This window comes from Flavobacterium inviolabile, assembly GCF_013389455.1.
Taxonomy (GTDB): domain Bacteria; phylum Bacteroidota; class Bacteroidia; order Flavobacteriales; family Flavobacteriaceae; genus Flavobacterium; species Flavobacterium inviolabile.
Genome location: NZ_CP058278.1, coordinates 714586 through 728439, shown reverse-complemented (window position 1 = coordinate 728439; position 13854 = coordinate 714586). Strand labels below are relative to the sequence as shown.

Here is a 13854-nt window from a genome sequence, read left to right as displayed (position 1 = left end):
TCCTTTAATAAAAGATATTGTCTATAATAACGCACATAAAAAAGCCGGATCAATCTAATGATCCGGCTTTTTATCCTTAAAAAGGATGGCTTAATGGTTCGGTTTTGCTGTAAATAAGTGTTTAGTTTGCTTTATTAAAGCAGCTGCATTTCGATAATAAAAGAATATATATCCCGGATTTGGTGCTTTAAAGAAGCTAAAAAAAGGCGGTTATTAAAATAAGAACCGCCTTTTTTATTTATTCAAATGGTATAAAAGGAAACTGTATAGCGCTGATTTTTCTTCAATCCGGTCATCATAGTTAAAGTTTTTACCGGCATGACCAGCCTTTTTAAGTGTTTTAATATACACAGGATTCTTTTGAGCAGCTCTGTTTTGTAATAATGCAGCAAATTTATAAGATTGAAACGGCGGAACCCTGTCGTCATTTTCAGATGTAATGATCAGGGTTGTAGGATAGTTTATATTTTCTTTAATATTATGATAAGGAGAATATACCATCATTGCTTTGTAATCACTCGAAACATTAGGATCTCCATATTCATCTAAATGGTATTTGCCAACAGTGTATTTGTTAAATTCATTCATGTCAAAAACGCCAACATTAGGTATGGCCACTTTAAATAATTCAGGTCTTTTGGTCATGGCAACACCTACCAATAAACCGCCTTGGGATCCGCCGGTTATGGCCAGTCTGTTTGGTGAAGTATATTTGTTATTAATCAGGTATTCGGCAGCATCAATAAAATCATTAAACGTATTTATCTTTTTCTGCCCTTTACCATCGGTATGCCATTTTAGCCCTTTTTCCCCGCCACCTCTGATTTCAGCATAGGCAAATACACCACCCTTTTCAAGAAAATACAGCAAACTGGTATCATAGGATGAAGGAGATATTGTTCCGAAACCACCATAGGCTTTTAATAAGGTCGGATTATTTCCGTCAAGCGGAATGCCTTTTTTAGCAACAATGGTAATGGGGATATCAACATTATCCCTGCTTTTATAGGTGGTTGTGATAATTTCAAAATGATTTAGGGGAAAAAGAGTCGGCTTAGGGCGGTTACTGGCGCTATAAAATGGCTCTTCAGTTCCTGTTTCTACATTTAGCTTTATATTCTGATACGGCTGGATATACGAGTATAAACCATAATATAGTTCCTTGGTTTTAGGGTTAAAATCAGTAACATCAATCTCCATACCTTTAGGTGCGTCTGTTTTTCGGATGAATTTCCCGGTATAATCATAGATGATAAAATAATTTTTCCCGGTGGTTTTGTATCTGCAAACGATGTAATCATTATAAAAATATGATTTAACCAGAAGGTTATTGAAAATTTGCGGTACAACAACCGTTTCTTCGTTTCTGTTCGCTATGGGGAATGAGCGGATCTCTCCCCAGTTATATTTTTTTGAAGAAAAATAAATTCTGTCATTTACAGAGGATAGCAGTTTAAAATCGGTTGAATCGTTTTCAATAAATTTTTTTGGTTGAAAAACATCATAATTTAATTCTGCATAATAATAGTTTTTTAAAGTTTCATCCTTACTTGTTTCGATAATAAACAGTTTGTCTTTTGACGTAAAAAAGTCAAAATCACTTTCCGATTTTGAACTGTCAAAAACCAGATCGTCATTTTCTTGCAGGGTTCCGATTTTGTGGTAAAAAAGCTGGTAGGTAGAATCTTTTGCAAATTGCTCCTTATTGCTGTTCTTTTTATAAAAAATACCATTATCCTTATTCCAGGAAACATTGGAGAATTTTACATTTTTTATATCGTCCGTAAGGGCTGTCCTTTTATCCAAATCTACAAACCGGATTTCGTGCCGGTCACTGCCGTCAATATTTATTTTGTAGGCGAGAAGTTTAGAGCTTTTGGAAGGATAATAGTTTGTTATCGCAACATTTTTATCTTCGTAAATAGTATTTGGATTGACAAGTTCAACAGATTTTTCATTCAGATCTTTCCGATAAAAAAGATAACCGGATTTATGAGCTTCTTTTCTGTAGAGCGAGAAAAAATATTTCCCTTTTCTCTCCGGGATTTTATATGTTGTTTTGGTGTCGTATTCTTTGATAACAGCAGCAATAGAATCGGTGTTATTTAGTGTTTTGAAATGATCGGATACAATTTTATTCTGAGCATCGACCCAGTTAGTCACTTCATCAGACCGCATTTTCTCAAGCCAGCTGTAATTGTCGGTAAAAGTAATGCCGTGTTTCGAAATTGTTGTTGGGATTTTTTTGGTTACCGGTTGTTGCTGTGAATAGGTAAGGCAAGTCATTAAAGAACAAAAAAGTAGCTGTAATTTTTCTTTCATTTCAAATCAGATATAGGACAAATATACTTAAAAGCTGATTTTTCTGTGTAGAAATAAATTCGGATCATAAATTGATGCAAATAGTGTTAGCAATGCAAAACGCTGCGATAAATAAACGAAAAGAATTAACTATTTTTGTTCGTCATTAGTCAAAGCAAATATTTTGGGTTTATATAAAAATCTTTTCAAACAAACTTTTATTTATGGAGTGGCTACCGTGCTGCCAAGAATGCTTAGCTTTTTATTGGTTAGGCTTCACACGGATTTAATGCCAAAGAGCGATTACGGGAATGTAACCATCGTTTTATCATGGATGGTTTTCTTTAACGTTATCCTTTCCTATGGAATGGAAACTGCTTTTTTCCGGTTCTATAACAAAGAGGAAGATAAGAAAAGTGTGATCGAAACAACCACGATTTCATTATTCTGGACCTCCATGCTGTTCCTGGCTATGGCACTGTTATTTCGAAGTACGCTGGCCGAATGGGCCGATGTGGAAACACAATATGTAACCTATGCCGTATGGATATTGGTTCTGGATGCTCTGGTGGTAATACCGTTTTCGAAACTCCGGGCTTTTCAAAGACCTATAAAATATGCCGTTATAAAAATCTGCAACGTTACGATTAACGTTGGATTAAATATCTTTTTCCTGGTATTCCTTCCCAAAATCGCAAAAGCAGACCCGGATGGATTCATAAGCAGTTTTTATGTTCACGACTACCAGGTGGGCTATATCTTTATTGCCAACCTGATTGCCAGTCTGGCAACACTGTTAGTATTCCTTCCGGACTATTTCCGCCTAAAATGGCATTTCAATGTACCGTTATGGAAAAACATGATGAACTACGGACTGCCGATACTTTTTGCCGGTCTGGCGTTCGGGATCAATGAACATTTTGACAAGATCCTTTTAGGGAAATTGCTGCCGCAGAATATTGCGAAAGCAGAAGTAGGCGCTTATTCGGCCTGTTATAAACTGGGATTGTTTATGGTACTTTTCCGGACGGCTTATACGCTGGGAATCGAACCGTTCTTCTTTAATCATGCCGATAAAAAAGATGCACCGCAAACCTATGCCGTGGTTACCAAATATTTTGTGATTTTCGGATCGATGATCCTGTTGTGTGTAGTCGTTTTTGCCGATATCTTAAAAGTAATACTGGTACCGAACAGTACCTATTGGGAAGCCATGAAAGTGGTACCGCTCATCATTTTAGCAAACTTCTTCCTGGGAATCTATACCAGCCTTTCTGTTTGGTATAAATTAATTGACCGGACAAAAGTGGGTGCTTATATTTCCATTGTCGGAGCGGTGGTAACACTGGTCTTGAATTACCTGTTAATTCCGGTGTACAGCTACATGGGATCGGCCATTGCAACACTGGCAGCCTATGGCACCATGATGGCGATTTCGTATTTTATGGGAAACAAATATTATCCGATTCCTTACGATAAGAAAAGAATTATAGGATACTTATCGGTATCCACACTATTAGCAGGACTATCTTTTTATGTACCAAGTCTCCATAATTATATTTTTGGTGTACTGGCGATCTTAATTTTCGGATACTTTATTTATCGAAATGAAAAACAGACGATACTCCGACTGATAAAGAGATAAATTGCATATTTTTTTTTATTTTTAAACATCGTTTCAAATACAATCCTGATTCAGGAAAATTACTATATAATGACAATAAAAATTATCAACAAATCAGCACACGCATTACCGGAATATGAAACTAATGCCTCTGCAGGAATGGACTTAAGAGCCAATATTGAAGCACCAATCACGTTACAGCCTTTGGAAAGAGCTCTGGTAAAAACCGGACTTTTTATAGAATTACCCATAGGATTTGAAGCACAGGTACGACCAAGAAGCGGACTGGCATTTAAAAAAGGGGTGACGGTTTTGAACAGCCCGGGTACTGTTGATGCCGATTACAGAGGAGAAATAGGAGTCATTTTAGTAAATTTATCAAACGAACCATTTGTTGTTGAAAACGGAGAGCGCATTGCACAGCTGGTAATTGCCAGACATGAAAGAGCAGAATGGCAGGAAGTGGTTGAACTTTCGGAAACAGCCCGTGGCGAAGGAGGTTTCGGAAGTACAGGAGTAAAATAGACTATAATTTAAAAAAAGCCGTTACTAATTATAAAGTAAAACGAATGTGCACTTTCAAGACACATTCATTGTTTAAACATTAATCAATCAATGAGAATAATTGTCCCAATGGCAGGACGCGGATCACGTCTTCGCCCACATACTTTAACCGTACCGAAACCGTTAATTCCAATTGCAGGAAAACCTATTGTTCACCGTCTTGTAGAAGATATTGCCGGAGTAATCAATCAGGAAATTGAAGAAATAGCATTTATCATTCACAAAGATTTTGGCGATAAAGTACCGGGCGAATTAATTGCTATTGCAGAAAAGTTAGGTGCAAAAGGAACAATATATTATCAGCACGAACCTTTGGGAACCGCTCACGCAATTATGTGTGCTAAAGAAAGTATGTCGGGACCGGTTGTCGTGGCTTATGCCGATACGCTTTTCAGAGCCGATTTTACATTAGACACTACAGCAGACAGCGTTATCTGGGTAAAACAGGTAGAAGATCCGAGCGCTTTTGGAGTGGTACAACTGGATGGTAACAACCAGATTGTAGACTTCGTTGAAAAGCCGAAGGAATTTGTTTCCGATTTGGCCATCATTGGTATCTACTACTTTAAAAGCGGGGAAACATTAAGATCCGAATTACAGTTCCTGCTAGATAACAACATTGTAAAAGGAGGCGAATACCAGCTTACTGACGGATTGGAAAACATGAAGCTGAAAGGAATGAAATTTGTTCCCGGTAAAGTGGAAGAGTGGATGGACTGCGGAAATAAAAATGTAACGGTTGAAACAAACTCCCGTATGCTGAATTTTTTACATCAGGATGGCGTACACCTGGTTTCCGAAAAAGTGAAATTAGAAAATGCAACAATCATCCCGCCTTGTTTTATTGGTGATGATGTTGTGATATGCAATGCTACGGTAGGACCAAACGTTTCTTTGGGCAACGGAACACATGTTACGGACAGCACCATCAAAAACAGCCTGGTACAAACCCATGCACATATTAAAAACGCAGTCTTAGACAATGCCATGATTGGAAATCATGCGGCATTCGACGGGAAGTTTACTGCGATCAGTATAGGCGATTATTCCGTTTTAGAATAAAATGAATATAAAAAGACAGCTCATAGCGTTCACCTTATTAGGCTTTTTGGCTGTGCCGCTCCCTGCAGTGGCACAACAGGAGCCTGATGCTATTGCTTTGGAAAACGATGAATTTCAGAATAATTTCTATGAATCGTTAAAGCAAAAAGGGATTGAAAATTATGATAAGGCGATCGAATCGCTTTTTAAATGTCTGAAAAACCAGCCGGACAATCCGGTTATTCATCATGAATTAGGGAAAAATTACCTGTTCCAAAAAAACTATCCGGAAGCGGAAAAAGAATTTCAGAGAGCCATAACCTTAAATCCGAAAGAACGTTGGTATTGGAACGGATTGTATGATGTGTACTATGAAACAAAAGACTTTAACCGCTCCATACCGGTTGTTGAAAAATTAATTGAATTCGACAAAAAGTTCCAGGACGATCTGGTGTCGCTGTACATGTACACACAGCAATTTGACAAAGCATTGGCACTCATTAACGAAATGGATGTGACTACAGGACTAACCCCGACGCTGGAAATGTACAAGCTGCAAATTTTAAGCGATTCGAAATTCAAAAAACCGGAAAAGGAAACATTAGAACAGGCGATTAAGAAAAATCCGAATGACGAAAACAACTATATACAGCTGATCTATCTGTATTCGGAAAGCAACCAGGAAGAGAAGGCGCTGGAAGTGGCTAAAAAACTGGAAAAAGCAATCCCTACTTCCGATTGGGCGCAGGTGAGTCTTTTTAAATTTAACCTGAACAATAAAGAACCGCAGAAAGCTGCCGATGCAATGTTCCAGGTGCTGAAAAGCAAAAAAATCGATGCGAAGATCAAACACCGCGTGCTGAACGAATTCCTGATTTTTTCAAACAACACAAATTCGTATAAAAAAGAATTACAGCAGGCTGTCGATTATTTTACAGGGGATCCGAATGTGGATGTGCCTAAAGAAATCGGAATCTTTTTCCTTGAGAAAAAGAAAAACGAAGATGCCATTGTCTTCTTCGAGAAAAGTCTGGAAAACAAAAAGGATGATATCAGTACGATAGAATTGTTATTGCAGGCTTACTCAGAAAGTGAGCAGTATGATATAGTCAGTAAAAAAGCATTAAACTATCTGGATTTGTTTCCCACGCATGCAAAATTGTACTTTTTTGCAGGGATGGCGCAAAATCAGCTAAAAAATTATAAAAAAGCCATCGATTTATTACAGTCAGGAATGGATTTTGTAGTAGAAGATAGGGCTTTGGAGATCAATATGAACATTCAGCTTGGAGAAGCCTACCACGGTTTAGGCGATGAAAAGAAAAAAGAAGCATATTTTATCAAAGCCAATCAATTGCTAAAACAAAAAAAATAATGAAAAAAATAATAATCCTCTTCGGACTGGTACTTTTAGTTTCCTGTAAGTCAAAACAAATTGCAGTAGCAGAGCAGGGCGCTTCCGAAAAAATTGAAGCCTCAAAAATCATTCAGGGACATTACAGTAACAAGTTCAACTTTGAAACGGCAAATATCAGAACAAGCGTAAGCTATAAGGATGATAAAACATCCCTTTCGGTTAATGGCGATATCCGTATCAAAAAAGATGAGATTATTTTAGTCAGTGCCCGTATTCTTGGTTTTCCATTGGCGAAAGCCCTGATTACGCCAACGCGCGTGAGCTATTACAGTAAAGACGGCCGTTTTTTTGACGGCGATTATACCATGTTGAGCAGATGGCTGGGAACCGATCTGGATTTTAAAAAAGTACAGAACATTCTTTTAGGCCAGGCAATGGACGACCTGACGAAAACAAACTATAACGTTTCTATTGAAAACGAAAAATATAAGCTGAAAAGCAAAGCGAATGCTAACATCACCAAAGAATTTTTGTTTGAAGGGGCCAACTTTTTATTAAAAGATCAGGTCATTTCACAAAAAGATCCGATGCGCTCTCTGGAAGTCAGTTATCCGGCCTATAAAGCCTATGATAAGGCAACGCTGCCTTTAAACATGATTATTGAGGCTTTTCAGAAAGGAAATGTCAGAATCGAAGTCGATTATAATTCCATCAGCTTCGATGAAAAGCTAAGCTTCCCATACAATATTCCGGAAGGATACGAACAAATATTTATTGATTAATTTTGTCAAAAAAAAGAACAATGTACAAAAAGCTCTTTAGCCTATTTTTTATTTTCCTGTCAATTGCTTCCTGGTCGCAAACTGAAGACAAACAACGTCAGCTTGAAGAAAGAAAAGCACAGATTCAAAAAGAAATAAGAGAAGTACAGCAACTCCTTCAATCTGAAAAGAAGAAGGAGAAATCAGTATTGGTGCAAATTTCCCAGCAAACAACAAAAATCAAGCTGAGTGAAAAACTGATCAATACCACTCAAAAACAAACCCGATTGCTGACGGATGATATTTATCTGAAACAATTAGAGATAAACAAACTGGGAAGAGAGCTAACGGTTCTGAAAGAAGACTATGCCAAGATGATTGTAAAATCATATAAAAGCCGTTCGGAGCAAAGCCGTATTATGTTTGTACTTTCTTCCGAAAATTTCCTGCAGGCATACAAACGCGTTCAGTATATGAAGCAATATGCCAGCTTTAGAAAAATGCAGGGCGTTGAGATTAAAAACAAATCGCTTCAATTGCAGGATGCGACCACTGTTTTGGAATCGAAGAAAAAAGTAAAACAAAAACTTCTGGTAGAAAGTGAAAAAGAGAAGAAAGCACTGGAAGAAGACAAATCCGAACAGGAAAAATTAATGAAAGTTATCCAGAAGGATAAGAAGAAATTAGCCGGTGATATTAAGAAAAAACAAGAAGAGTCCAGAGCAATCGACAGACAGATTCAGCGTTTAATCCGTGAAGCCATTGCCGAAGCCAACAGAAAAGCAAGAGAAGCTGCTGCGGCTTTAGCCGCCAGAAATAAAGCGGCCGGTAAGAAAGTGGAAAAAGCAGAACCGGCAACAACTGCCGCCGCAGAATCCACAACAAAATTCTATCTGACTCCGGAAGGAAAAGCATTGGCAGATAATTTCAGAGCCAACAAAGGAAGATTGCCATGGCCGGTAGAAAAAGGATTTGTTTCCTTAGGTTTTGGCGACCAGCCGCACCCAATCCATAAAAGCCTGATTGTTCACAACAGTGGTGTGGAAATCAGTACAGAACCGGGAACCAATGCCAGAGCGGTATTTGGCGGGGAAGTATTACAGGTACAGGTTATTTCGGCAAACAACCGTGCCGTGTTTATCCAGCATGGTGATTATGTGACCGTTTACCTGAATTTAAGTAAAGTCTTTGTTGGAAAAGGCGATAAAGTATCGATTAAGCAAAGTATCGGAGAGATACACACCAATTCCTCCGGAAGAGCAGTATTGAAATTCCTGATTTCACAAAATACAACTACGCTGAACCCGCAGAGCTGGTTAGCCAATATGTAATTACAATAAAAAAGCCACTAAATTATTAGTGGCTTTTTTATTTTCGGTGAAACCTTATTCCTGCATGAATAAAGCTTTTAATTCTGTTGCTTCGTGCGGTTTCATTTTGCCGGCAAGTACCAGGCTCAACTGCTTTCTTCTCAACGCTGCTTCAAAACGTTTTTTCTCTTCTTCCGTTTGCGGAACAATAGCCGGAACTTCCACCGGGCGTCCGGTTTCGTCTACCGCTACAAAAGTATAAATAGCTTCGTTTGCTTTGTTTTTAATTCCGGATTCACGGTCTTCAATCCATACGTCAATAAAAATTTCCATAGACGTTTTAAACGTACGGGACACCTTCGATTCAACCGTTACAACACTTCCCAAAGGAATAGCACGGTTAAAAGCTACGTGATTAACAGAAGCCGTAACGCATACCCTTCTGGAATGTCTTCTGGCTGTGATACTGGCAGCACGATCCATACGCGCTAATAACTCACCACCAAAGAGATTGTTTAGCGGATTTGTCTCACCCGGTAAAACAAGGTCGGTTAATATAGTAATAGAATCTGAAGGGAATTTCTCTTGCATCTTTTTTTCTTGCAAAGATAGCAATAGAAGCATAAAAAAATCCCGAATTTTTCGGGATTTGATAATTTTAAAGCTCCTTGATAAGTACCCAGGCCTCTTTATTGTGATTTTTATGAATTTCTTTCAGTTTGGTTTGTGCTTCGGCATAAGAAGTGAAACTGCCGTATAAAACCGGATACAATCCAAAAGTGTTTCTTTCCAGACGAACCGGTTCAAAACCTAACGATTGCAGCTCTTTGAAAATGCGTTCTGCATTGGCTTCACTTCGAAAAGCACCGGCCATGATATGGTAAGGCTTAACGACTTTTGTTTTGGTTTCCTTAATGTTTAACGTTACAGGAGGTAAAGGGCTTTCAATAAAAAAAGTAGCCTGTTGGATTTTATCCTGTACTTTTTCCTGAACCGCTTTTGCCACTAAAACATTCTTGCTGGTGATCTGCTGGTCATAATAAGATTTGTAAGCCGCTCCGCCAACACCCAGTGATACCACAAAAATAGCGGCATATTTAAGGAAGGAATAATCTCTTTTTCTTTCCGGTGTGAAAACAATCGGAGCTTTTTCTTCCAGTGCTTCAACCTGTGCTTTTAAAACTTCTCTTTTTACTGCCGGAGAAACTATTGAACTCAAACCGAAAGAATCGGCAAGATAGTTCACCGAAGTAATCGGTTCAAAAACCCAGTTCCATTCGGAATTCACAGAAATTTCACCAATATTCAGCAATTGTAAAGACTCTTTTCGCTGTAATTTTTCAATCCACAGGTTTACCTCATGCTGAACCGCGATTACGGCATCATCATAGGAAATTTTTTCCTGCAAAGCGATATGATTAGCAAGCAGTCCATCATTATTCTTTAAATGCGGATTAAAAGACACCAACTTTTTAGGAGGATAGAACGTATTTGTACTTCCATTCAGTTGTGCCGATTGAATTGCGGTTAAAAATGCACCGAACCCAGGAACGGTAACGCATTGATAACGATATAACAAAGCCGAGATGTAGTTTTCTATCTTCATATCTACAAATTTAATTATTCAAGACCGAATCCCAAATTTTATCAACAAATGTTATTAACAATTCCGGTTATAGTTGTAAACATCTGAAATTGAATCTGTTACTTTTTTTAAGGGTTTGAACCTCTTTTAAAGTTTTGCAGGAACCTTGTTTCCGTAACCGGAGAAAGGAGGATGCTTTTTAGTAGCGAATAAGTTGATAATTAGCAGGTAATCCTGTATCTTTTAGCTATTATTTAAACTATACGCCATGAACGAATCGGATTTATTTTACACATTAGCGCTTTTAAAAGTTGAAGGAGTCGGGGATATACTCGCTAAAAAACTGTTGCAGCATTGCTGCACCGCCCGGGAAATATTTACTGCGAAAAAACAGGAACTTCTGGCGATAGACGGAATCGGGGAAATCGTTTTCCGGAAATTGCAGGACAAAAAGATATTTGAACTGGCCGAAACGGAAATGAAGTTTATTCAAAAGAATGCCATCCGGGTGATGTATTATCAGGAAGAAACATATCCGCAGCGCCTGCAGCATTGCGTGGACGGTCCGGTATTGTTGTTTCAGTCCGGAAAGATCAACTGGCAGCAATCCAAAATTATCAGTATCGTCGGGACACGGCAAATTTCGGGTTACGGAGTGGAATGTTGCCGGAAACTGATTACGGACTTAGCACCATTATGCCCGGTTATTGTGAGCGGGTTTGCCTATGGCACGGATATCACGGCACAATTATCGGCCATTGAGAACAATCTCCAGACAGTGGCTGTTTTAGGCCATGGATTAAATCAGGTCTACCCGAAAGCACACCAGAAATATACGGCTTCAGTACTGGAAAATGGCGGTTTTGTCACGGAGTTCTGGAGTTCTTCAAATCCGGATCGGGAAAATTTTGTGAGAAGAAACCGCATTGTCGCCGGAATATCGGAAGCGACCATTGTAATTGAAAGTGCAGAAAAAGGCGGTTCTATGATTACGGCTATGATGGCAAACGATTATAACAGGGATGTTTTTGCAATTCCCGGACGAACAACAGACCGCTACAGCTCCGGATGCAACAGGCTCATTAAAACACAGCGGGCAAATTTGCTGACATCGGCCGCCGATTTGATTTACCTGCTCAACTGGGAAGTAACCGCAAAACCCAAAACACCCGTACAAAAACAGCTTTTTGTAAACCTGGAACCGGACGAACATTTGATATACAACTTTTTACAGCAAAACGGAAAGACACTTTTAGACAGTATTGCGCTGGAATGCGGTATGCCGGTTTATAAACTTTCAGGAATGCTGATCACGATGGAATTAAAAGGTGTTATACGGCCGTTACCCGGAAAACTGTTTGAAGCGATTTGAAATAAGGCTTAAAATAGAAAGAGAGGTGAATCACACCTCTCTTTTATATTATTCGTATCCTAATTTTTCACGGACTCTTTTCAAAACACCATCGGCAATAGTCCCGGCTTTTGCAGCGCCTTTTTTTAATAAAGCATCTACTTCCGGTAAATTGTTCATATAGTAATGGTAACGTTCTCTTTCGGTTTTGAATTTTTCTGTGATTAATTCAAATAAGGCCTGTTTGGCATGGCCATAGCCATAATTTCCGCCTAAATAATTAGCGCGCATTGCTTCCGTTTGTTCCGGAGTAGCCAATAATTTATAGATAGCAAAAGCATTACAGGTATCCGGATTTTTAGGAGCCTCCAGCGGAGTGCTGTCCGTTTCAATACTCATAACCTGTTTGCGAAGTGCTTTATCGTCTAAAAAGATATTGATGAAATTATTGCGGGACTTGCTCATTTTTTCGCCATCAGTTCCCGGAATGATCATAATGTGTTCTTCAATTTTTGCTTCCGGCAATACAAACGTTTCTCCCATCTGGTGGTTAAAACGGGAGGCAACATCACGTGTAATTTCAAGGTGCTGCAGTTGGTCTTTTCCAACCGGTACAAATTCGGCGTCATACAATAGAATGTCGGCAGCCATCAGCATCGGATAAGTGAACAACCCGGCATTCACATCGTCTAAACGATCGGCTTTATCTTTGAAAGAATGGGCCAGTGTTAAACGCTGAAAAGGGAAAAAACAGCTCAAATACCAGGATAGCTCCGTTGTTTGCGGAACATCGGACTGACGGTAGAACGTAATTTTAGTAATATCTAAACCACAGGCAAGCCAGGTTGCTGCAACACTATAGGTGTTATCACGTAACGTTTTACCATCTTTTATTTGTGTAGCCGAATGTAAATCGGCAATAAAAAGAAAAGATTCGTTCTCGGGCTTGTTGGCCATTTCGATAGCCGGTAAAATAGCACCGAGCAAGTTTCCTAAGTGTGGCGTTCCTGTACTTTGAACACCGGTTAAGATTTTTGCCATTGTTTAAAATTATTTTTTGCAAAGGTAACGGTTTTGGTAAAAAGTTTTGGACGAATTCTTACTTTTGATAACTTGAAGAAGAAGGAGCCGTTTGAAGCGGAATATAAATGCGTACAACAACTTAAAAGAATGAAAATTTTAAAAATCCTTTTTTGGACACTTTGGCGAATCTGGTTTTATGTTTTGGTCACTGTGCCGATCATCGTTTTATTTCCGCTTTTGTTCCTTTCCATTTTATCGGAAAAAACATATCCCCAGTTTTTTGTTCTGGCAAGACTGTGGGCTAAAATTATTTTCTACGGAATGGGCTTCTATTATAAGGTAGAAAGAGAAGATGTACTGGAAAAAGGAAAAAGTTATATGCTGGTTGCCAATCATACTTCGATGATTGACATCATGCTGATGCTGATGCTGGTTAAAGACAATCCGTTTGTGTTTGTGGGTAAAAAAGAACTGGCAAAACTGCCGATATTCGGATTTTTCTACAAACGCACCTGTATATTGGTAGACAGAAGCAGTTCTAAAAGCCGTTTTGAAGTTTTTAAACGGGCACAAAAACGATTGGAGCAGGGGCTTAGTATTTGTATTTTTCCTGAAGGAGGTGTTCCGGATAATGAAAGCATACTGCTGGATGAGTTTAAAGACGGTGCTTTCAGACTGGCTATCGAACATCAGATCCCGATTGTTCCAATGTCGTTTGGAGATGTAAAGGAGCGTTTTTCTTTTACGTTTTTTAGCGGAAGTCCGGGGAAAATGAGAATAAAAATTCACAAACCGGTTGCTACAGTCGGAAAAACACAGGACAATAAAAAGGAAGTGAAGGATGAAGTGAGAACCATAATCCTGAACCAATTACTGGAATTTGATAAAAACAAAAAAGCACTCTAACCCAAAAGAGTGCTTTTTCAACTTAACTAAA

12 protein-coding genes are annotated in these 13854 nt (G+C 38.7%); 8 read left to right on the top strand and 4 right to left on the bottom strand.

All coding sequences use genetic code 11. The features are described from left to right. Positions 1 to 234 precede the first annotated feature (234 nt). Positions 235 to 2322 carry a prolyl oligopeptidase family serine peptidase gene (locus HW120_RS03375; protein WP_177730820.1) on the bottom strand — a complete coding sequence of 696 codons (2088 nt, stop codon included), beginning with the start codon at positions 2320 to 2322 and terminating at the stop codon, positions 235 to 237. Positions 2323 to 2485: 163 nt separating this feature from the next. Here HW120_RS03375 and HW120_RS03370 point away from each other — a divergent pair, with 163 nt between their 5' ends. From HW120_RS03370 to HW120_RS03345, 6 genes are all read left to right on the top strand, one after another. Continuing rightward, entirely contained in the window at positions 2486 to 3946 is a 1461-nt protein-coding gene (locus tag HW120_RS03370; protein ID WP_177730818.1) for a lipopolysaccharide biosynthesis protein, read from the top strand. A gap of 69 nt (positions 3947 to 4015) precedes the next feature. Continuing rightward, a complete protein-coding gene (dut, locus tag HW120_RS03365) occupies positions 4016 to 4450 on the top strand; it encodes a dUTP diphosphatase (protein WP_177730815.1) in 435 nt (144 codons plus the stop codon). Between the two features lie 90 nt (positions 4451 to 4540). Beyond that, positions 4541 to 5551 carry a sugar phosphate nucleotidyltransferase gene (locus tag HW120_RS03360; RefSeq protein ID WP_177730814.1) on the top strand — a complete coding sequence of 337 codons (1011 nt, stop codon included), beginning with the start codon at positions 4541 to 4543 and terminating at the stop codon, positions 5549 to 5551. 1 nt (position 5552) lies between these two features. Next, positions 5553 to 6905 (top strand): tetratricopeptide repeat protein, encoded by a 1353-nt coding sequence (locus HW120_RS03355; protein WP_177730811.1) that lies wholly within the window; start codon positions 5553 to 5555, stop codon positions 6903 to 6905. After that, the gene (locus tag HW120_RS03350) at positions 6905 to 7669 is read left to right on the top strand and encodes a DUF4292 domain-containing protein (RefSeq protein WP_177730809.1); all 765 of its coding nucleotides are present in this window, start codon (positions 6905 to 6907) and stop codon (positions 7667 to 7669) included. The genes HW120_RS03355 and HW120_RS03350 overlap by 1 nt, the downstream gene beginning before the upstream one ends. A gap of 20 nt (positions 7670 to 7689) precedes the next feature. Next, positions 7690 to 8979, top strand: coding sequence for a murein hydrolase activator EnvC family protein (locus HW120_RS03345; RefSeq protein WP_177730807.1), 1290 nt, complete (start codon positions 7690 to 7692; stop codon positions 8977 to 8979). A 54-nt stretch (positions 8980 to 9033) separates the two neighbouring features. On the opposite strand, the gene HW120_RS03340 is transcribed toward HW120_RS03345, so the two are convergent. Further along, complete coding sequence (locus tag HW120_RS03340; RefSeq protein ID WP_177730805.1) at positions 9034 to 9549, bottom strand: acyl-CoA thioesterase; 516 nt, start codon at positions 9547 to 9549, stop codon at positions 9034 to 9036. A 67-nt stretch (positions 9550 to 9616) separates the two neighbouring features. Further along, positions 9617 to 10564 carry an HU domain-containing protein gene (locus HW120_RS03335; protein WP_177730802.1) on the bottom strand — a complete coding sequence of 316 codons (948 nt, stop codon included), beginning with the start codon at positions 10562 to 10564 and terminating at the stop codon, positions 9617 to 9619. 247 nt (positions 10565 to 10811) lie between these two features. Here HW120_RS03335 and dprA point away from each other — a divergent pair, with 247 nt between their 5' ends. Next, complete coding sequence (dprA, locus tag HW120_RS03330) at positions 10812 to 11915, top strand: DNA-processing protein DprA (RefSeq protein WP_177730800.1); 1104 nt, start codon at positions 10812 to 10814, stop codon at positions 11913 to 11915. Between the two features lie 48 nt (positions 11916 to 11963). On the opposite strand, the gene trpS is transcribed toward dprA, so the two are convergent. Beyond that, the gene (gene trpS, locus HW120_RS03325) at positions 11964 to 12935 is read right to left on the bottom strand and encodes a tryptophan--tRNA ligase (RefSeq protein WP_177730798.1); all 972 of its coding nucleotides are present in this window, start codon (positions 12933 to 12935) and stop codon (positions 11964 to 11966) included. A 129-nt stretch (positions 12936 to 13064) separates the two neighbouring features. Between trpS and HW120_RS03320 the strand changes: the two genes are divergently transcribed. Next, positions 13065 to 13823: a lysophospholipid acyltransferase family protein gene (locus HW120_RS03320; RefSeq protein ID WP_177730796.1), complete on the top strand. Its 759-nt coding sequence runs from the start codon at positions 13065 to 13067 to the stop codon at positions 13821 to 13823. Positions 13824 to 13854: the final 31 nt, after the last annotated feature.